This is a genomic window from Listeria immobilis, assembly GCF_014322765.1.
Lineage (GTDB): Bacteria > Bacillota > Bacilli > Lactobacillales > Listeriaceae > Listeria > Listeria immobilis.
Map to the genome: position 1 here is coordinate 216,244 of NZ_JAASTZ010000001.1, position 19,236 is coordinate 235,479.

Consider the following 19,236-nt stretch of genomic DNA (forward strand, 5'->3'; position numbering starts at 1 on the left):
TATAAAAATGAGTTAAGTGTAGCAAGAATAATGATTTTCGTTGTTTTTTTATAAATAAAAAAGTATAATGAGATGAATGAAAAATTTGGCGGGGAGGACTAGCCATGAACTGGATGATTATAGTGATTTGTTTTGGCGTGTCCGTGTTAATTACACCGCTAATTCGAAAAATAGCGCTTTATTTTGATATTACAGATAAACCAGACAAGCGACGAATTAATATTAAACCTATTCCAAGTTTAGGTGGTTTAGCTATATTTATTAGTTTTGTGGTAGGGATGCTACTACTCCCGATTGATAATATGTTTTTATGGCCACTTCTGATTGCAGGATTTGTTATGGCATTAACAGGCTTTTTAGATGATATTTTAGAATTAAAAGCAAGATATAAATTAATTGGTCAAGTGTTAGCAGCCTTTATTATTGTTGTCTGGGGCGGGATTAGCATAGATTTCATTAATTTACCATTTGGTGGCGAGATTCATTTTGGGGTATTAAGTATTCCTTTAACGATCATTTGGATTGTTGCGATTACTAATGCAATTAACTTAATTGATGGACTAGATGGTCTTGCAGCGGGTGTTTCAACCATTGCCTTACTGACTATTTTAGGAATGGCATTTATTATGGGAGATGTACTTGTAATTATGATTGCCAGCGTATTAATAGCAGGCACACTTGGATTTTTACCATACAATTTCAACCCAGCTAAAATATTTATGGGTGATACGGGGGCACTTTTTTTAGGTTTTATTATCTCTGTGTTATCAGTGATGGGTTTCAAAAACGTTACCTTTATCTCACTCATCGTACCAATTTTAATTTTGGGTGTACCAATTTCAGACACTGTGTTTGCAATCGTTCGAAGACTAGTTACAAAACAACCAATTGCAATGGCAGATAAATCTCATTTACATCATTGTTTATTACGACTTGGCTTTACACATCGACAAACGGTAATTTTAATTTATGCGATAGCGGCATTGTTTTCTTTATTCGCCTTTATTTTTACGATGTCAACGTTGTGGGGTTCCATGCTATTAATAGGTGTGTTATTACTTTTAATCGAAATAATGATTGAAACACTTGGATTAATAGGAAGTACATATCGTCCTTTACTTAAACTTTTCAAAATTTCAAAAGAAGATAAAATAGATTAGAGACTAAAAGCATTTCTTAGTCTCTTTTTTCTATGCCAAAATTCTTATTGAGTAAGCACTCATCTTGTGATACATTTATCAAGTAACGTTTTTGTAGAAATGAGGAGAAAATCATGGAAATCATTGCGACAGCAGATTCAATTATTCAAGCTGAAAAATTGCTTCGCGCGGGGGTAGACAGATTATATGTAGGAAATAGCCAATTTGGCTTGCGATTACCACATTCTTTTTCTGTCGAGGAATTACGTGAAATAGTTGATTTAGCGCATCAACAAGGAAAGAAGGTAACTGTAGCTGTTAATTCGCTGATGCATAATGAGCATATGGAGTTATTGCCGCCATTTTTGGAACAACTTGCAGAAATGGACGTTGATACTGTGGCGTGTGGCGATCCGGGAGCAATTATGCTTTTAACAGAAATGAATAAGCCGCTACCATTTATTTATGATGCTCAAACATTTGTGACTAGCGCAGAGCAAATTGCTTTTTGGGAAAAACAAGGAGCAGTTGGAGCAGTACTTGCTAGAGAATTAACAGAAGGCGAAATAAAAGATATTACTAAAAATCTTTCTATTCCAACTGAAGTTTTGGTTTACGGACCAACGTGTATTCATCAATCTAAGCGCAAATTGGTGACGAATTATAATCGGATTGTAGAAATGGAAGAGGATACTTCTCGAGAACGAGGTCTTTATTTACGTGAGCCTAATGATGAAACGAGTCAATTGCCAATTTATGAAGATGAGTCTGGAACGCATATCTTTGCTTCTGAGGATATTTCATTGGTGCCATATTTGGCCGATTTATATGAAGCGGGTTGTAGAACGTGGAAATTAGATGGGGTTCTTGCTAATTCAGATAACTTTGTTGAAATTGCAGCGCTTTTTGTTCAAGCAAAAGAAGCAATTATTCACAACCAGTTCGTTGCAGAATATTTTGTGAATAAATTAACGGAATTACAACCGCCGACAAGAAAATTAGATGCTGGATTTTATTTGAAAAATCCGGATGATGTGAAGTAGGGGGAATAGCATAATGACTAGAATAATGAAAAAACCAGAAGTGCTAGCTCCGGCTGGTAACTTAGAAAAATTAAAAATCGCCATTCGCTATGGGGCGGATGCTGTTTATATTGGTGGTCAGGCATTTGGTTTAAGATCACGAGCTGGAAATTTTACGTTTGAAGAAATGGAACAAGGTGTTAGTTTTGCACATGAAAGAAATGCCAAAGTATATGTAGCTGCTAATATGGTAGCTCATGCAGGGGATACAGAAGGTGCAGGAGAGTTCTTTCGGACACTTCGAGATATTGGTATTGATGCAGTAATTGTTTCTGATCCTGCTTTAATTAGTATTTGTTTTGAAGATGCTCCAGGTTTACCAGTACACTTATCAACACAAGCTTCTGCTACAAACTATAAGACACTTGAATTTTGGAAAAAACAAGGTTTAGAACGTGTTGTACTGGCACGTGAAGTGAGCATGCAAGAAATCCAAGAAATTGGCGCACAAACAGATGTTGAAATGGAAGCTTTCATTCACGGAGCTATGTGCATTTCCTATTCTGGACGTTGCACGCTATCGAATCATATGGCAAACCGAGATGCAAACCGTGGAGGCTGTGCGCAAAGTTGTCGTTGGAAATATGATTTATTTGAAATCGATAATGGCGTATCAAAAAATTTGGTGGATTCAGATGAAGAACCATTTTCGATGAGCGCAGTAGATTTATCAATGATTAAGTATATTCCTGATATGGTGGATGCGGGTGTAGATAGCTTAAAAATTGAAGGGCGAATGAAGTCCATTCACTATGTTTCGACGGTTGCAAGTGTTTATCGTCGTGCTGTAGATGCTTATTGTGCCGATCCAGAAAACTATGTATTTGATCCAGCTTGGGAAGAAGAGTTATGGAAAGTAGCACAACGCGAACTTTCCACAGGCTTTTTCTATAAAGAACCTACTGAGGACGAACAGTTATTTGGGAAAACACGTAAAATTCCACAATATGCTTTTGCTGCCCAAGTGTTGGAATATGATGAGGAAACCAAAATTGCTACTTTACAACAACGAAATAATTTTGGTGTTGGAGAAGAAATTGAGTTTTATGGCCCAGGGGATACTGGCTTTAGACAAGTTGTAAAAGAGCTTTGGAATGAAAATGGAGAAAAAATTGATCGCGCACCAAATGCGATGATGACAATAAAAATGCCAGTGGACAAACCTGTAAAGCCATTTGATTTTATGAGAAAGAAAAAATAAAAAAGCTCATTCTGCAGTAGGATTGTTGTCTTTCCTTAAAGTAAGGTATAATGAAATAGACTATATTAAAAGGAGGAGATTTATATGATAGGATGGATTATTACTATTGTTGTAGTGGTTGTTCTAGTCTTAATTTACTTTGGACTTTACAATAGCCTTGTAAAATATCGCAACCGTGTAGATGAAACATGGGCACAAATTGATGTACAATTAAAACGTAGATTTGATTTAATTCCTAATTTGGTGGAAACTGTTAAAGGATATGCTAAACACGAAAAAGAAACATTAACACAAGTAATTGAAGCACGTAATAAAATGATGGAGATGCCTGCTGATAATCGTCAAGGTCAAATCGAAGCAGATAATATGCTAAGTGGTGCATTAAAATCTATCTTTGCATTAGGTGAGGCTTATCCTGATTTAAAAGCAAATACATCATTTATAGAATTACAACATGAATTAACTACTACGGAAAATAAAGTAGCTTATTCTCGTCAATTGTACAATACAACAGTTATGAGCTATAACACAAAAGTTCAATCTGTACCGACAAACATCATTGCAAAACTGCATAACTTTACTGAACGTGAAATGCTTTCTATTCCAGAAGTAGAACGTGTTGCTCCTAAAGTAGAGTTTTAAGCCGTGAAGGAGAGCGAAAAGCATGCTATTTGAACAAATCGCAGCAAATAAGCGAAAAACTATTTTTATTGTAATTGGCTTTTTTATTTTCGTTCTTATGGTGGGTGCTGCTATAGGGATTATTGTTTGGAATAATTATCTAAATGGGCTTATACTTGCGGCTGTTATCGGTGTGTTTTATATTTTGATTATGATTATGAGCAGTTCATCTGTGGTTATGGCGATGAACCGTGCGAAAGAAATAAAATCAAAAGATCAAGCTCCTATTTTATGGGATACTGTAGAAAGCATGGCCCTAGTTGCCGGAATTCCAATGCCAAAAGTATATATTATTGAAGATGAAAGTCCAAATGCCTTTGCTACAGGTATTTCACCTGAAAAAGGGGCAGTTGCAGTTACTCGAGGGTTATTAAATAAACTAGAACGATATGAACTTGAGGGCGTTATTGCCCATGAAGTTTCTCATATTCGTAATTATGATATCCGTTTATCCACAATTTCGATTGCCCTTGTTGCAGTAGTTGCTATTCTTAGTGATTTAGCTATGCGTCTGATTTTTTGGGGAAGTATAACAGGGAGTCGAAATAGTCGTAAAAGCGATAATAATAATGGTGGCGGGGCACAGATAATTATTTATGTGGTTGCACTTATTTTCGTTATATTGGCCCCGATTATCGCTACTGCAATTCAGTTTGCCCTTTCTAGAAACCGGGAATATTTAGCAGATGCAAGTGCAGTTGAATTAACTCGAAATCCAGATGGACTGATTGAAGCATTAAAAAAAATTAGTGGTGATTCAAAGAAAATGGAAGAAGTTAGTGCATCTAGTGAGTCTATTTATTTCGCTTCACCGCTTAAATCTAAAAAAGATAAACCGGGATTATTTGATTCTCATCCGCCAATCAGTGCGAGAATTGAACGTCTAACCAATATGTAAAGAAAAGCAATCTAGCAATAGGTTGCTTTTTCATGTCATTTTATTGTAACTTATGTCATGTTTTTGTAATAAAGTGATTGACTTTTTATTTTCTATCAGCTAATCTTAAATAGTAAGAATTTTTCAAAGGGAGTGAATATGGTGAAGAATCAACAACAAAAAAAGAACAAGAAAAAAATCATCCCCATTATTCTTTCTGTTGTACTATTAATCGCTGCAATAATGATAGCTATTTTTATTACAAACATAAAAAAGAGTGATGAAACTGTTGACGGGGACGAAACGACCATCATTGCAATGCAAGTCAAAGATATTTTAGGTGAAGGTGATGTGGATTCAGGAAGTTATTTCACAGGTGTCATCGAGCCAAAAGCAACAAGCAAATATAATATTGATAGTTCTAAAGGTACCGTAAATAAATGTTACGTCAAAGTGGGAGATACAGTCCAAAAAGATCAAAAATTGTATAGTTACTCTAATCCTGAGGGTGATTTAGAAGTTCGAGAAGCTGAACTAGAATTAGAAATGCAAAAATCAACAGTTAGCCAACAACAAGCGGCTATAAATAAGTTAACTAAACAAATAAAAGAGGCAACACCAGAAGAGCAGGAAGAATTAAAACAAGAAAAAGGACAAGCCGATTTAGAATTAAAACAAGCCACTTTTGGTGTTGAAAAAGCAGAGGCGGCACTAGAAGCAGTTCGCTCTAAAAATAATAACAATATTGTTTATTCGACTGTAAGTGGTGTAGTAAAAAAATTAGATCAAACACAAATGAATAAAACCGTTACAATAGAAGAAACTAATCCAGCCATTTTTATGGAAATTGTTGATATGTCTACATACTACATAAAAGGTTCTGTTGATGAATTCCGTCGTGATGAACTAAAAAAAGACTAAAAAGTAACTATCATAAACCGTCAAGATGAATCGGAAACATGGCAAGGTAAAATTAGTGAAATTGGTGAGCTACCGAATGAAGGCATGGAAGAGAATGCTGGAACAGAAGATATAGAAGTGGAAGAAAACCCTAATTTAACAAAGTATCCTTTTACAGTGGAGTTAAGTGCAGCTAAAGGATTAAATATTGGAAGACACGTCTTTATTAGTTTAGATGTGGAAGCAAGTGAAGGTAAAAGTAGTGTTCCTTCTATCCCGTCTGATTTTATCGCTAAACGAGATGGTAAATCCATTGTTTGGACGGCAAATGATGGTGTAGCTAAGGCGACAGAAGTTAAATTAGGAAAAGAAGATAAAGAAATGATGACAGTAGAAGTAACAGAGGGACTTAAAAAGGACGACTACATTATCTACCCAGATTCATTTGTGAAAGAAGGAATGGAGGTCCAAACGGATGCTCCAACTGAATAATGTCTATAAATCGTACTGGCAAGGAAAAAATGAGATTCCGATATTAAAGAATATTAGCTTAGAAGTAAAAGAAGGGGAATATATTTCTATTATGGGTCCTTCTGGTTCGGGAAAATCTACTTTAATGAATATTATCGGTTGCCTTGACAAAGCGACAACTGGAGATTATTTGCTTTATGGTAAAAATGTTCGGTTGATCTCAGAAAAAGAACTAGCCAAATTACGTAATCATTCCATTGGCTTTGTCTTTCAAACATTTAATTTGATGCCACGGTTGACGGCACTACAAAATGTGGAGTTACCATTAGTTTATGCGGGTGTATCGAAAAAAGAACGGACAGAAAGAGCTCGGATTGCATTACAAAAAGTTGGTTTAGAAGATCGAGAAAGTTTTAAACCGCCAACGCTATCTGGTGGTCAAAAACAACGGGTAGCAATTGCTCGAGCATTAGTGACAAATCCAGCTTTTATTTTAGCAGACGAACCAACTGGCGCACTTGATACAAAAACCGGGGAACAAGTGATGTCGCTTTTCTCTAAATTGAATAAAGATGGTGTTACAGTTATCGTCATTACTCATGAAGCGGAAGTCTCTGCATATACTAATCGGAAAATAATGATTCGTGATGGAGAATTAACGCATGACGAGGGGAGCGAAATCCATGCTTGAAAATATAAAGCTCTCTTTACAATCTATTTGGGCACATAAACTTCGCTCCATTTTAACCATGTTAGGGGTAATTATTGGACTAGCAGCGATTATTGCTATTGTTAGCTTGATTCAAAGCAGTAGTGAAACGTTAAAGAAAGAGATAGTTGGTGGCGCGAATAATTCATTAGAACTTTCCTTTGCACCGGAAGCGGAATTCAGTGGCGCAGGGGGAGAAGGGTATACTGGTGAAGAACGCCCACCAGTATATATGACAGAAATAAGCCAAGAAAAAATAGATGAAATGAAAAATATTCCAGGAATGAAAAATGTGGTAGTCTCTTATAATAGTTGGGGATCGGTTTTTCGGGAAAATATATCTTCGGAAGTGGATATTCGAGCAGTGAATTCGGATTATTTTCACTTAAATACGATGAAAATAACAACAGGACGTGGCTTTAACCAATCAGATTATGCGAGTGGATCTCAAGGAATCGTATTAAATCAATTTGCTTATGATACACTTTTTCCAGAAGGTGATGGTATCGGGAAAATAATTGAGTATGCGGGCTATCCTTTCCGTATTATTGGTGTAATGGAGCCAACTGGTGATACTGCAAAAGAATGGTCAATGATGTATGGTGAAGAGGAAATGGGAGCGGCATATGTGACAACAAAAAATTGGCCACTTATACAAGAAAGTATTAACCCTTCACCAACAGTAATGATTCAAACTGAAAAAACGGATGATTTACAAAGGATAGCTGAGGAAGCAGCAGCCCTTTTAAATGCTGATTTGCCTGAATCAGATTTTATTTATGGTGTATATAATATGGGAAATATTGATGAAGAAATTGAGGAGTTTAATAAAGCACAATTTTATTTACTTGGAGGGATTGCGAGTATTTCTCTATTAGTAGGGGGAATTGGTGTGATGAATATTATGCTTGTTTCAGTAACGGAGCGAACTCGAGAAATTGGTATAAAAAAGGCGCTTGGAGCAAGACGAGGCACAATTTTATGGCAATTTTTAGTAGAAGTGATGGTACTGACGTTATTAGGTGGGTGCATCGGTATTGGGCTTGGTATTGGTATCGGTGTGGGGCTTACCAATATGGCGGGGTATCCATATATTATTTCTATTCCTGCAATACTAGGCGGGTTGAGTTTTTCCATTTTGATTGGAGTAATATTCGGTCTTGTGCCAGCAATTAAAGCTTCTAAATTAGACCCAATTGAAGCATTGCGTTATGAATAAAAAAATAGACATCCGCTTGGAAAAGTACGGATGTCTATTTTTTATTGAACGTTGCCGATATATTTCCAATGAGACTGTCCGTCTGCTGTATCGATTAATTCTACTTTTTGTTGAAGACGCCATTTTTTCATTTGGCGCTCGATTTGTTGTTCTGTTACGCCATAAAAATCTGCCATGGAAGCAACAGAAGCAATTTTCACTTTAGCTAAATATTCTTCCATTTGCGGGCGTTTTTCTGGTTCTGGATAATGGTTTAAAAGCTCAGATAAAACATGAACATACACTTCATAACGATGAAGCCCACTAAGTTTTAAGCCAGCATCTTCTATATTTTTATTGAAAAAAACGACTGTAGGGTTTTCGCGAATTTCCATTTCTTGTGCAACTTTTTGATCACCAATGTAGGCGCGTTTAGCAGCTGTTGAAGCTAAATCTTTTTTGAATTCAGCTAAATCTAGCCCAGTTGCCACAGCAATTTCATATAGGATATCATCATTAGCGATATCTTTATTTTCAAGAAAATAAGCTTCTTGGATTTTACGCAAGAATGTGATACCTTGCTTCTTTCCTTGAAGTTCAGCAGCTTTTACAGCAAGACAAGAAATATAGGAAAGGTGCGCCCCTATCTGTTGTTCTTTTAAGCTTAAATTACTATTTCCAGCTCGTCTTTGTTTACATACAAATGTTTGCAAATTGTTATGTAAAACATAGCGTAGTTTAAAATAGTTGCCATATTCAATTTGCAATCGTAGCATATTGGCTTCAATATTCCAACAGTCATCACAAGCCGGATCGAAAAATAGATAAATTTCGATTGGTTTAGAATTAGCTACGGACTGATAGTATAAATTTTGGTTAATCATTTGTTATCACCTGATTTTCAAATTCTAAATATCTTTCAGCAGATATTGATTTCAATGTACCAGTGTGAAAAAACAATTCACTGCAAAGTAAAAGCTGATACAAAATTTAGTGTTATATTTATATATCTATTTTATCAGCGTAATGTAAATTTAACAAATAATTGTCATTGACTTAACGTAGATATTCATCATATTTCAATAATTTGTGACATTTAAAGCGATAAAAACCATTTTAGATACAAATTTAATCATTATTACGGTAGACATGGTTATAAAAACGAGCAACTTTATTTTCTGCAGGTTGATTAGGTATTTGGTAATCATTCAATAATTTAGCGAAAATTTCTTTACCTTTGTCATAATCAGCCACTTCATATTCTAAGTCGAAGTCAGAAATTGTCCCATAAAAGTTTTTATCAAATACTAAAAGTCCTTTTTTGTACTCTTTTTCCGCACGAATCGTTTTTAGAGAACCAAAGAGTTGCAATGCTTCGTGATTGATGCCAATTTCTTTTAGGCTATCTCGAACTGGACCAACTGGAATATTGGCACCATTTAAAATGGCAGTTGCTTGATCTGCCCCTAAAATTTGTGTTGTTTCCATTAATCCACGTGATTCAGGGGTTTTAAGTGTTAGTTGGAATTGTGTTTCTAATTTGCGAATACGAAGCGCAGACTGCCGTTCTTTTAGCCCAAATTCAGCTGTGTCTAGATAATAATTTGTTTGTTCAAAATAATCATCCTCTTTTATGTGAAAAGCATCAATAAGTCTAATATATTCATCTTGTGTTAAAAGATTGCGAAACTCGATTTCTAATTCTTTTACCATGTGGTTCAGCTCCTCTTAATGAAATAATGCATCCAAATCTTTGGCATAAAATTGAATAGCTTTTTTATAATTTAATATATCTTTATTTTCTGTGGTCTCTGTAAGTAGCATTAAGGCATCTTCTAGTGCTTCTTTCGCAAGACCTTGGCTATATTTTGTCATAATGAAAAAGGTTTGAAGTGCTTTGTTTTCAGGGAATTCTAGTAAGGCTTTTTGAAATAAAGCAGCAGCTTTTTCAGGAGATCCAGTGATACGATAAGTACTGCCAAGACCAACATAGGCTTCCTGACGATCAATTTCAGATAGCCCATTATGTAGTGCTTTTTCATAAAAGGGAATGGCGGATGATTCTTTTCCAAGGGCATCATGCGCCCATGCAGCAAAATAGTTTAGTTCAGCGTTTTCTGGATCAGCTTGAAGTTTTAGAAGTGAGTTCGTACGAGCGGATTCATAATCGCCGTTTTGAAGTAACAAACGTATCAATTCAGCTCCTCCTTTTTTTGGTGGATTTAGCGCTTCGGTTTTATTTTACCACGGGAAAGAAAAAAAGGTTACTTTTAGCAAGCTGGATGGTGTGCTTTTGTGTTAAAATATAACTGATGTTGCATTAATTTAATCAGGAAGATACTTGAGGTGAGCAATTTGAACCGTTGGGAAGATTTTTTAGCGCCGTATAAACAGGCTGTTGAAGAACTGAAAATTAAACTTAAAGGAATGCGTTCACAATTTGAGCTTGAGAATAACCATTCACCAATTGAATTTGTTACAGGTCGAGTGAAGCCGGTTGCGAGCATATTAGACAAAGCGAATCAAAAGAAAATTGCGTTAGATCATTTAGTAGAGGAAATGCAAGATATTGCTGGGCTTAGAATGATGTGTCAATTTGTTGATGATATTGAGGTGGTGGTTCGTCTTTTACGGCAACGAAAGGATTTTCGGATTGTGGAAGAGCGAGATTACATTACAAATAAGAAACCTAGTGGATACCGGTCATATCATGTAGTTATTGAGTACCCGGTAGAAACAATTCAAGGGGAAAAGAAAATTCTTGCGGAAATTCAAATTAGAACTTTAGCAATGAATTTTTGGGCAACTATTGAACATTCAGTAAACTATAAGTATCAAGGAGAATTTCCAGAAGCAATTAACACTAGATTAAAACGGGCGGCAGAAGCAGCTTTTCAACTTGATGAGGAAATGTCTCAAATTAGAGAAGAAGTACAAGAAGCGCAAGTCTATTTTTCGCAAAATAAAGATGTAGCTAAAGATAAAAAATCAGCGCATCATGAAATGCCAAAAAAAAATAAGTAATAGGCGTAAGAATAGGGGCGAATAGGAATAATGAAATATATGATTACTTCCAAAGGGGACGAAAAGTCTGATTTACTTCGATTAAACATGATTGCTGGTTTTGGAGAACACGATATGGAATATGATGAAGAGGAGCCAGAAATCGTTATTTCAATTGGTGGAGATGGAACATTTTTGTCCGCTTTTCATCAATATGAAGCTAGACTTGATGAGATTGCTTTTATTGGAATTCATACCGGGCATCTTGGGTTTTATGCAGATTGGCGTCCGGCAGAAGCTGAAAAATTAGTAAAACTTTTAGCTAAAGGAGAATATCAAAAAGTTTCTTATCCACTTTTAAAAACGACAGTAAAGTATGGTATTGGCAAAAAAGAAGCAGAGTATTTAGCGCTAAATGAATCTACTGTGAAGAGTTCAGGAGGGCCTTTTGTTGTGGATGTAGTTATTAATGATATTCATTTTGAGCGTTTTCGTGGGGATGGACTTTGCATGTCAACACCAAGCGGAACAACGGCTTATAATAAGTCTTTAGGTGGGGCATTAATGCATCCATCCATTGAAGCAATGCAGTTAACGGAGATGGCTTCCATTAATAACCGTGTATACCGAACGATAGGTAGCCCGCTTGTTTTTCCAAAGCATCATATGGTTAGTTTGCAACCAGTAAATGATAAGGACTTCCAGATTTCTGTGGATCACTTAAGCATTTTACACAGAGATGTACAGGAAATTCGTTATGAAGTATCGCCAAAGAAAATTCATTTTGCCAGATTTCGTTCATTCCCATTTTGGCGACGTGTACACGATTCATTTATTGAAGATTAAATAGCAGGAGGAAGCATGTGTTTTTAGAATGGCGAGTAGATAAAGAAGAAAATGACTTACTTCTTAGGACTTTTCTTAGAAATAAGCATATCTCAAAACAATTATTAACTGCAGTGAAATTTAGTGATGATGGAAAAATAGAAATCAACGGCAAAGAACAAAACGTGCTTTATCAGGTGAAAACAGGAGATGAAGTGCGGCTTACTTTTCCAATGGAGCAGAAAAATGAACGGCTGCTAGCAGAACATACAGAGCTGGAAATTGTTTTTGAAGATGATTTTTTGTTAATTATTAATAAACCAGCAGGGATGGCGTCTATTCCTTCGCAGTATCATCCTAGTGGCTCGGTAGCAAATTTTGTCAAAGGGCATTATGAAGCGCAAGGACTTACTAGTGCGATTCATATTGTAACTCGATTAGACCGAGAAACTTCTGGCTTAATGCTAATTGCGAAAAATAGATTTTCTCATGCAAGATTAAGCACTTTTTTACAACAAGGTTTACTAAAAAGACGTTATCAGGCGTTTACTTCTGGGGTTTTAACAGACCAATTAGGATCTATAGAAGCACCTATTGGGAGGAAAGCAGTTAGTATTATGGAGCGTTTTGTTACTCCAGAAGGGAAATATGCCAAAACAAATTATGAAGTGATAGAGCGTTATGATACATTTGATCATGTGGCTATTCAGCTGGAAACTGGACGAACACACCAGATACGTGTCCATTTTTCCTATATTGGTCATCCGTTGATTGGTGATGACATGTACGGTGGGGACACCACTTTATTAAAAAGACAGGCACTTCACTCTTGTCATCTGCATTTAATCCATCCACTTACAGAAGAATATTTAGCATTTGATTTGCCATTACCCAAAGATATGGAAGAGATTATTCCAAAATCGAAGTAATAAGAGTTTGAAAAAGTTATTGGGTCATGTAAAATAAAAGAAGCGAACGAATTCGCATCAATTTTAGGAGGAATAACATGAATTTATCATTAGAGGGAAAAACATATGTAGTAATGGGAGTTGCAAATAAACGTAGTATTGCTTGGGCTATTGCTCGCTCATTAAACGAAGCGGGAGCGAAATTAGTATTTACATATGCAGATGATCGTGCGAAAAAAAGCATTACCGAACTTGTACCATCTTTAAATGAAGTAAATCAATCACCGCTAATTTTGGCATGTGATGTGACTAGTGAAGAAGCAATCACAGAAACTTTTGAAACAATTAAAAATAAAGTTGGTAAATTAAGTGGGTTAGCACATTGTATCGCTTTTGCCAATAAAGATTTCTTAACTGGGGATTATTTGGAAGTAGATCGTAAAAGCTTTTTACAAGCGCATGAAATTAGTGCTTATTCGTTTACAGCAGTTGCTCGCGCCTTAAAACATTTAGAAATGCTTACAGAAGATGCAAGTCTATTAACACTAACTTACTTAGGTGGGGAACGTGTTGTGGAAAACTATAATATCATGGGTGTAGCAAAAGCTTCCCTTGATGCAAGCGTTAGATATTTAGCAATGGATCTAGGTGCAATTGGAGTTCGTGTAAATGCTATTTCAGCTGGACCAATTAGAACAGTTTCTGCACGTGGAGTTAGCGGTTTCTCAGATTCTATTTCTTTAGTAGAAGAAAGAGCGCCACTAAAAAGAGCAACACAGGCAGAAGAAGTTGGCGATACAGCCTATTATTTATTTAGTAATTTATCCCGCGGTGTCACAGGTGAAGTGATTCATGTGGACAGCGGCTATCATATTATCGGATTCTAAAAAGCAAAAAATCCAGAAGTAGTTTCATAACTATTTCTGGATTTTTTTTGGTCCAAAGTCAGGATGATTTTTTATATAGAATTCATTTGCTGTTGGTGTATAGTTTGTTTCCACAGGGGCTTTGACAAAGTTAGCAAGAACTTGGTCGATTTTCACCCAACCTCGCCAGCTTAAATGGATTGGATCTTCTAAATAATAGGGTTCATTTTGGTAGGATTCTAGTGAGTAATAGTGGAAACCTTGACTTTCAATTTGTTGTTTTGTTTTTGCATAATAGTTTTCCAATCCTTGTTTATTTAAACCGATATAGTCCACCCATTTTCCGTTGATAGGAGGATTGATGAAAATAACATCAGCACCAGCTTTTTTGAAGGCATCCATTAAAAGTTGTAAATCACCATATTCAGGCGATTCATCGTAGCGTAAGTTTATTCGGCTGTTTTTTAATTTGGCTTCAATTGGTTGGATTTTCTTTTTATAATATTTTTCTTTTACTTGAAAAATATTGGGCCCAGTTCCTTTTTCGCCAAAATCTTTTGCTAATTGATCAAGTTGATAATAGTCTAGTTTTTCAGGAAGTTTTTTTACTTCTTTATCAATACGATCTTGCTTGGAGCCAGCTATGACTTTAGATTCTAAATCATCTTTGCGCTCTAAAATTTTCAGCTCGATATTGCCAGCTAAGTTAGTAAGCTGGCTATCATGTGGCTTTTTAGGACCTTTTGCAACTATATTTTCTAATAGATTTTTTAAAGTTGAATCGCTTTGTACTACTTGGAAACTTAATAATCTTTTGGCTGCATATATTCGTTCTGGTGTGTTTGGCGTATCCTCTAGTGCAAATTTGTACGCATGAAGTGGAGAGAAATTTGCTCCGAAAGAGGTGTCAGAAACTCCTTTTGGTCCAAACCATTGCGGAGATAGGATAACAGCCACTTTTTTACCTTTAAGTTCATTACCAAGTGCATTTACATCTAGAAAATGACTTAGACTTTGTGTTCCTGGACGCCCAAGAAGAAAGGGAGTATAGCCTTGATTGTATTTTTTTGAAACGACGCTAGGATGAAAAGGATCGACACGAGAAAGCTCAGATGAACCAAAAATTGGTAAATAATTTCCTTCTTGCATCGCTTTTTCTTGGATGTCTAGACCTTGGATGACGGATTCGTTCATAGAAGTAGCACTTTTTTTCACCGTATCAGAAGAAACATGTGAAAATAGGCTGCTAGGTCCAAAGAGAACGAAAAGGAAAACCGCGAATGCCACCAATAATGGGCCAAATGTCATCCACAGCTTTTTTTTCATTATTTAAGCGCCTCGAGTTGTGTAATAATCATTTCAGGAGTAGCCCATTCATCGCGGTCAAATTCGGAAACGGGTACGGTAATATCTAATTTTTCTTCTATCTCAATTAAAAGCTGAACGGTCGCCATTGAATCAAGTAACCCTTCATCAAATAATTTAATATTTGTATTTTGTACTACTTCTTCTGTTTCTGTAATTTCTTCTAAGATTTCTAATACATTTTCACGGAATGCCATTTAAATTACCACCTTTAGTTAGTTTTAAAAATTAATTTTATCTAAAATACCTGAGAAAATCAGGAATCCGAAACAAACAAAATGAAACGTTAGGATAATACCGATAACATAGGTTACCTTGTTTTTTGGATAGATCTTATGTTTTTTATTCAATCGTTCGAAAAGATCAAATCCGACAATTAGAGTCGCTTGATAAAGTCCATAAACAATGTAATACCAATGAAGTCCATGCCATACACCCATGATAAAAAAGTTAACAAAATAGGCTAGGTAGGCGATGGTAAACTTGCTTTTAAACCATTTCTTTTTTGTTAGCCAAAAGACAAAACGCATAAATACATAATCACGGAACCAGAACGAAAGCGTCATGTGCCAACGATTCCAGAATTCTTTAATATTTCGTGCGGCAAACGGCTTGTTAAAGTTCATCGGGGTTTGAACACCAAGCAAATAACTAACTCCGACTGCAAAGGCACTATAACCAGCAAAATCAAAGAAAAGATACATACTATAAGCATACATATAACCAAATAAACTTAGTGTTGTGTCATTATGATGTGTAATCGCAAAATCTAATGGAACAACAAAATGCTTATTCACTAAATAGGCGATGATGAATTTATAGAGAAAACCGAGGAAAATAAGGAATATTCCCCGATTTAGTAAAGCCAGATAAGCTTCCTTACTAGGTGGGTTATCTATATCTTTTTTAAAGCGACGAAAACGATCGATTGGACCTGATGAAATGGTTGGGAAGAATAGTAAGAAATGAACAAAATCCCATGCGTTGTATTGCTTAATTAAGTTATCACGTATTTCCATAATCATTTGTGCTGCTTTAAAAGTTAAGTAGGAGATACCTAAGAAGCCAATCATCGTAACATGGTCTCCTAAAATTGGAACGACTTTAGAGATAACTAACGGAAGAATAGAGAGAACTATGGCAAGTACGAATACGCCACCATGATTCTGTTTTCGTTCTTGCCGGTAATGAAAGTAAAGTCGAACGAGTGCAAGCTGCCAGAAGACAAAAACAATAAAAGTGACAGCTTGAACAGTACTAGTTGAAAATAAAAAATATAAGAATGCAAGTGTGACAAAAGCGTTATAAATAGGTAATCTCTTTCCTAACAAACCAGCTACAATGATAGGAAGTAAAAATAGGAGAAGTACACCAAAATAAAGAATTGTACCGTAGGGTGTGCTCACTTGTTAACCTCATTATGCAGCATTTTGCGATCAATTTTACTGTTCATTGTAAGCGGGAATTCTGTCTTATATATCCACTTTCTTGGAATCATATATGCAGGCATAAATTTTTTTAATTCTTTTTTGATTGCTGCACTTAGCTGGTATTCTTTTTCAAAGTCGTTAGTAGAAGGAATGACTTGAGCGACTAACATTTCGACTTTATCATCTTTTATTTTAGGAATGATGGCGCAGTTATGAATCAAACTTACTTTTTTTAAATTATTTTCAATATCTTCTAGCTCAATTCGGTAACCATGAAGTTTAATTTGGAAATCAAGACGTCCTTGGAAGAAAAGATAGCCATCTTTTATTAGTCCTGCATCGCCCGTATGATAAGCTTGGTAGCCTTTATAATCAAAGAATACTTGGGCTGTTTTTTCAGGTTCATTTAAATAACCTTTAGAGACGCTTGCACCAATTAAGACGATTTCGCCTTTTTGACCATCTGGAACTAGTTCACCAGATTCTTGATCAATAATGTGAAGACGCATATCTGGTTTAATAACACCAAGCGGTAAGCTAGGATAAGCCTCGAGTAGCTCACGTGTAACTTTCACCTGAGTTACAGCAACAGTTGCTTCTGTTGGGCCATACGTATTATAAATTACCGCATCTGGAAAACGATTTAAAAGTTCGAGTGCGGTTTTCTTTGCAAGAACCTCGCCGCAGAATAAAAAGCGGGTTAGGTTTGGATTGTTCTCCTGATTGAAATTGGCGTCTAGTAAGCATAATTCTGCAAAGGAAGGAGTTGAAATCCATACATCTAAATTTTGTACGGGTATTTCAAAATATAAATCTTTCAAATTAGCAGAAATTGTTTTATCAAGAGGCACAAGTGTTCCCCCTGAAAGCAAACACGGGTATAAATCCATCACGGATAAATCAAATGAAAAGGGGGCTTGATTTAAGAAACGCAACCCTTGCTCTAAAGAAAAATCTTGTAAAATCCAGTTACTAAAACTAACTAAATTATTTTGACTGATTTGAACACCTTTCGGATTTCCAGTACTTCCAGATGTGTATATAATATAGTAATTATCATCATTCTTTACACATGCTTCTGGATGGGGTGTTTCATCTAAATGGTTTTGCAAGGAATCTACTAAATTTTCAGGGTTTAAAATAGGGCAATCTGAAATAATTAGATTACTTGGAAGCGCCTCTGTACAAATAAATAACGCTGGATTAGCAGCCTTTTTTATTTGTTCTATTCGTTCAACTGGCATCGAAACATCTACGGGTACATAAGCTCGACCTGATTTGATAGAGCCTAAAAATGCGATTATCATGAGTGGCGACATATGTCCATAAACAATAATTGGTCTTTGTTTGTCAGTTGTCACGTTTTTAAGTAAATAAGAACCTAATGCATCAGATTGACGCTTTAATTCTTGGTAGGAAAGACGTGTTCCGGCATATTCATAGCAAGGGAAATTAGGTGTATTTTCTGCCCATGCATCAATTCTCTCTATAATACTTGTCGTCATTATCGAAGTTCCCATTCTTACACAGTCCTTTCTTTTTTAAAATTCATTGTAAATAAATTTAGCGCCTTCAGGGTTTTTGAAGCCATAAAACCATAGTAATCCAAGCAATATTGCAAAGTAAAAACAAGTTTTTAAAGTGAAAATGGTTGCCGGATGATTTAGAAATAGCTTTATTTTATTCATAAATCCACCTCATTATTATTTCGTTTGTGTAACAAATATTAAAATTAAACCTTAATACTTAGTTTACTGTAATACATTTGACTTCAAATGTCTAATTACATTTTTGTAAGGTTGAAATAATTTACTTGTTTTGCGTTTGGAAGCAGTGAGGGTATAATAAAAACCATAGAGAATACTGTGTTTTTGGTAAGAATGGAGGAGGAAAATAATGGATCAGAAAAGAATTGCTGGTGAGAAGGCGTGTGAATGGATAAAGGATGGAATGATTATTGGTCTTGGCACTGGGAGTACGGTTTACTACACGATTGAAAAATTAGGGAAAATGGTGCAAAATGGTTTGAATATAACAGGAGTCGCTACTTCAGAACAAACAGCAGAGCAAGCAGGAAATTTAGGAATACCTTTAAAATCGTTAAATGATGTATCGATGATTGATCTAACTATTGATGGAGCCGATGAAGTGGATACGCAATTTCAAGGAATAAAAGGCGGGGGTGGGGCACTTTTACGTGAAAAAATGGTGGCAGAAGCAAGTTTGTTAAATATTTGGGTTGTCGGTGAAGATAAGCTAGTTGATACCTTGGGCAAATTTCCGTTACCGATAGAAGTTGTTCCTTTTGGTTGGAGACAAATCGAACAAACACTGAAAAAAGAAGGGATTCAAACTAAACTTCGCAAGCAAGAAAATGAAGAAGTTTATCAAACTAATAATGGAAATTATATTTTGGATATTATCAATCAAATCTATACGAATCCAGTGAGTTGGCAAGAAAAGTTAGCGCAAATTCCAGGAATTGTAGAACATGGGCTATTTTTAAATTATGTGGATATTGTAATTTGTGGAAAGGAAAACGGAGAAATAGAAATCATAAAAAAATAGTTATTTCTTCTAT

Annotated in this window: 22 protein-coding genes; 14 read left to right on the forward strand and 8 right to left on the reverse strand. The window is 35.6% G+C overall.

Features of this window, described 5'->3' with window-relative positions; genetic code table 11:
• The first annotated feature begins 104 nt into the window (after positions 1–104).
• The 9 genes from HCJ50_RS01090 (at position 105) to HCJ50_RS01130 (ending at position 8,279) form a co-directional block, all read left to right on the forward strand.
• Positions 105–1,160, forward strand: a complete 1,056-nt coding sequence (locus HCJ50_RS01090) for a glycosyltransferase family 4 protein (RefSeq protein WP_185346414.1) — start codon at positions 105–107, stop codon at positions 1,158–1,160.
• A 113-nt stretch (positions 1,161–1,273) separates the two neighbouring features.
• A complete protein-coding gene (locus tag HCJ50_RS01095) occupies positions 1,274–2,182 on the forward strand; it encodes a peptidase U32 family protein (RefSeq protein WP_185346412.1) in 909 nt (302 codons plus the stop codon).
• 13 nt (positions 2,183–2,195) lie between these two features.
• The gene (locus tag HCJ50_RS01100) at positions 2,196–3,422 is read left to right on the forward strand and encodes a peptidase U32 family protein (protein ID WP_185346410.1); all 1,227 of its coding nucleotides are present in this window, start codon (positions 2,196–2,198) and stop codon (positions 3,420–3,422) included.
• Positions 3,423–3,506: 84 nt separating this feature from the next.
• On the forward strand, positions 3,507–4,064 hold the full coding sequence (locus HCJ50_RS01105; RefSeq protein ID WP_185346408.1) for a LemA family protein: 558 nt from the start codon (positions 3,507–3,509) through the stop codon (positions 4,062–4,064).
• 22 nt (positions 4,065–4,086) lie between these two features.
• A complete protein-coding gene (gene htpX, locus HCJ50_RS01110; protein ID WP_185346406.1) occupies positions 4,087–5,001 on the forward strand; it encodes a zinc metalloprotease HtpX in 915 nt (304 codons plus the stop codon).
• 141 nt (positions 5,002–5,142) lie between these two features.
• A complete protein-coding gene (locus tag HCJ50_RS01115) occupies positions 5,143–5,901 on the forward strand; it encodes an efflux RND transporter periplasmic adaptor subunit (RefSeq protein ID WP_185346405.1) in 759 nt (252 codons plus the stop codon).
• Between the two features lie 84 nt (positions 5,902–5,985).
• On the forward strand, positions 5,986–6,372 hold the full coding sequence (locus HCJ50_RS01120) for an efflux RND transporter periplasmic adaptor subunit (protein ID WP_185346403.1): 387 nt from the start codon (positions 5,986–5,988) through the stop codon (positions 6,370–6,372).
• A complete protein-coding gene (locus HCJ50_RS01125; RefSeq protein WP_185346401.1) occupies positions 6,356–7,042 on the forward strand; it encodes an ABC transporter ATP-binding protein in 687 nt (228 codons plus the stop codon). Before HCJ50_RS01120 ends, HCJ50_RS01125 begins: the two co-directional genes overlap by 17 nt.
• Positions 7,035–8,279: an ABC transporter permease gene (locus HCJ50_RS01130; protein ID WP_185346398.1), complete on the forward strand. Its 1,245-nt coding sequence runs from the start codon at positions 7,035–7,037 to the stop codon at positions 8,277–8,279. The genes HCJ50_RS01125 and HCJ50_RS01130 overlap by 8 nt, the downstream gene beginning before the upstream one ends.
• A 41-nt stretch (positions 8,280–8,320) precedes the next feature.
• Here HCJ50_RS01130 and yjbH read toward each other — a convergent pair whose 3' ends face one another.
• From yjbH to HCJ50_RS01145, 3 genes are all read right to left on the reverse strand, one after another.
• Positions 8,321–9,142 (reverse strand): protease adaptor protein YjbH, encoded by an 822-nt coding sequence (gene yjbH, locus HCJ50_RS01135; RefSeq protein ID WP_185346396.1) that lies wholly within the window; start codon positions 9,140–9,142, stop codon positions 8,321–8,323.
• Between the two features lie 244 nt (positions 9,143–9,386).
• On the reverse strand, positions 9,387–9,971 hold the full coding sequence (locus tag HCJ50_RS01140; RefSeq protein WP_185346394.1) for a CYTH domain-containing protein: 585 nt from the start codon (positions 9,969–9,971) through the stop codon (positions 9,387–9,389).
• 15 nt (positions 9,972–9,986) lie between these two features.
• Positions 9,987–10,454 (reverse strand): tetratricopeptide repeat protein, encoded by a 468-nt coding sequence (locus HCJ50_RS01145; protein WP_185346387.1) that lies wholly within the window; start codon positions 10,452–10,454, stop codon positions 9,987–9,989.
• Between the two features lie 159 nt (positions 10,455–10,613).
• On the opposite strand from HCJ50_RS01145, the gene HCJ50_RS01150 reads away from it, so the two are divergent.
• The 4 genes from HCJ50_RS01150 (at position 10,614) to fabI (ending at position 13,881) form a co-directional block, all read left to right on the forward strand.
• Positions 10,614–11,282 carry a GTP pyrophosphokinase gene (locus tag HCJ50_RS01150; RefSeq protein ID WP_185346385.1) on the forward strand — a complete coding sequence of 223 codons (669 nt, stop codon included), beginning with the start codon at positions 10,614–10,616 and terminating at the stop codon, positions 11,280–11,282.
• Between the two features lie 30 nt (positions 11,283–11,312).
• The gene (locus tag HCJ50_RS01155; RefSeq protein ID WP_185346383.1) at positions 11,313–12,107 is read left to right on the forward strand and encodes an NAD kinase; all 795 of its coding nucleotides are present in this window, start codon (positions 11,313–11,315) and stop codon (positions 12,105–12,107) included.
• Positions 12,108–12,124: 17 nt separating this feature from the next.
• A complete protein-coding gene (locus HCJ50_RS01160; RefSeq protein ID WP_185346381.1) occupies positions 12,125–13,015 on the forward strand; it encodes an RluA family pseudouridine synthase in 891 nt (296 codons plus the stop codon).
• Between the two features lie 77 nt (positions 13,016–13,092).
• Positions 13,093–13,881: an enoyl-ACP reductase FabI gene (fabI, locus tag HCJ50_RS01165; RefSeq protein WP_185346379.1), complete on the forward strand. Its 789-nt coding sequence runs from the start codon at positions 13,093–13,095 to the stop codon at positions 13,879–13,881.
• 30 nt (positions 13,882–13,911) lie between these two features.
• Here the strand turns inward: fabI and dltD are convergent, their stop codons facing one another.
• Genes dltD through HCJ50_RS01190 form a run of 5 tightly spaced genes read right to left on the reverse strand, consistent with a single transcriptional unit; the run spans position 13,912 to position 18,343 of the window.
• Positions 13,912–15,186: a D-alanyl-lipoteichoic acid biosynthesis protein DltD gene (gene dltD, locus HCJ50_RS01170; RefSeq protein WP_185346377.1), complete on the reverse strand. Its 1,275-nt coding sequence runs from the start codon at positions 15,184–15,186 to the stop codon at positions 13,912–13,914.
• Positions 15,186–15,422, reverse strand: coding sequence for a D-alanine--poly(phosphoribitol) ligase subunit DltC (gene dltC / locus HCJ50_RS01175; RefSeq protein ID WP_011701783.1), 237 nt, complete (start codon positions 15,420–15,422; stop codon positions 15,186–15,188). Before dltC ends, dltD begins: the two co-directional genes overlap by 1 nt.
• 24 nt (positions 15,423–15,446) lie before the next feature.
• Positions 15,447–16,631: a D-alanyl-lipoteichoic acid biosynthesis protein DltB gene (gene dltB, locus HCJ50_RS01180; protein WP_185346375.1), complete on the reverse strand. Its 1,185-nt coding sequence runs from the start codon at positions 16,629–16,631 to the stop codon at positions 15,447–15,449.
• On the reverse strand, positions 16,628–18,160 hold the full coding sequence (gene dltA, locus HCJ50_RS01185) for a D-alanine--poly(phosphoribitol) ligase subunit DltA (RefSeq protein ID WP_185346373.1): 1,533 nt from the start codon (positions 18,158–18,160) through the stop codon (positions 16,628–16,630). Before dltA ends, dltB begins: the two co-directional genes overlap by 4 nt.
• A gap of 36 nt (positions 18,161–18,196) precedes the next feature.
• Positions 18,197–18,343, reverse strand: coding sequence for a teichoic acid D-Ala incorporation-associated protein DltX (locus HCJ50_RS01190; RefSeq protein ID WP_185346371.1), 147 nt, complete (start codon positions 18,341–18,343; stop codon positions 18,197–18,199).
• 205 nt (positions 18,344–18,548) lie between these two features.
• On the opposite strand from HCJ50_RS01190, the gene rpiA reads away from it, so the two are divergent.
• Positions 18,549–19,223: a ribose-5-phosphate isomerase RpiA gene (gene rpiA / locus HCJ50_RS01195; RefSeq protein WP_185346543.1), complete on the forward strand. Its 675-nt coding sequence runs from the start codon at positions 18,549–18,551 to the stop codon at positions 19,221–19,223.
• Positions 19,224–19,236: the final 13 nt, after the last annotated feature.

What these genes read in the sequence shown, in the direction of transcription:
- HCJ50_RS01090 (WP_185346414.1), top strand. Translation starts at nt 105, where the DNA reads ATGAACTGGATGATTATAGTGATTTGTTTTGGCGTGTCCGTGTTAATT.
- HCJ50_RS01095 (WP_185346412.1), top strand. Translation starts at nt 1,274, where the DNA reads ATGGAAATCATTGCGACAGCAGATTCAATTATTCAAGCTGAAAAATTG.
- HCJ50_RS01100 (WP_185346410.1), top strand. Translation starts at nt 2,196, where the DNA reads ATGACTAGAATAATGAAAAAACCAGAAGTGCTAGCTCCGGCTGGTAAC.
- HCJ50_RS01105 (WP_185346408.1), top strand. Translation starts at nt 3,507, where the DNA reads ATGATAGGATGGATTATTACTATTGTTGTAGTGGTTGTTCTAGTCTTA.
- htpX (WP_185346406.1), top strand. Translation starts at nt 4,087, where the DNA reads ATGCTATTTGAACAAATCGCAGCAAATAAGCGAAAAACTATTTTTATT.
- HCJ50_RS01120 (WP_185346403.1), top strand. Translation starts at nt 5,986, where the DNA reads ATGGAAGAGAATGCTGGAACAGAAGATATAGAAGTGGAAGAAAACCCT.
- HCJ50_RS01125 (WP_185346401.1), top strand. Translation starts at nt 6,356, where the DNA reads ATGCTCCAACTGAATAATGTCTATAAATCGTACTGGCAAGGAAAAAAT.
- HCJ50_RS01130 (WP_185346398.1), top strand. Translation starts at nt 7,035, where the DNA reads ATGCTTGAAAATATAAAGCTCTCTTTACAATCTATTTGGGCACATAAA.
- yjbH (WP_185346396.1), bottom strand. Translation starts at nt 9,142, where the DNA reads ATGATTAACCAAAATTTATACTATCAGTCCGTAGCTAATTCTAAACCA.
- HCJ50_RS01140 (WP_185346394.1), bottom strand. Translation starts at nt 9,971, where the DNA reads ATGGTAAAAGAATTAGAAATCGAGTTTCGCAATCTTTTAACACAAGAT.
- HCJ50_RS01155 (WP_185346383.1), top strand. Translation starts at nt 11,313, where the DNA reads ATGAAATATATGATTACTTCCAAAGGGGACGAAAAGTCTGATTTACTT.
- fabI (WP_185346379.1), top strand. Translation starts at nt 13,093, where the DNA reads ATGAATTTATCATTAGAGGGAAAAACATATGTAGTAATGGGAGTTGCA.
- dltD (WP_185346377.1), bottom strand. Translation starts at nt 15,186, where the DNA reads ATGAAAAAAAAGCTGTGGATGACATTTGGCCCATTATTGGTGGCATTC.
- dltC (WP_011701783.1), bottom strand. Translation starts at nt 15,422, where the DNA reads ATGGCATTCCGTGAAAATGTATTAGAAATCTTAGAAGAAATTACAGAA.
- dltA (WP_185346373.1), bottom strand. Translation starts at nt 18,160, where the DNA reads ATGACGACAAGTATTATAGAGAGAATTGATGCATGGGCAGAAAATACA.
- HCJ50_RS01190 (WP_185346371.1), bottom strand. Translation starts at nt 18,343, where the DNA reads ATGAATAAAATAAAGCTATTTCTAAATCATCCGGCAACCATTTTCACT.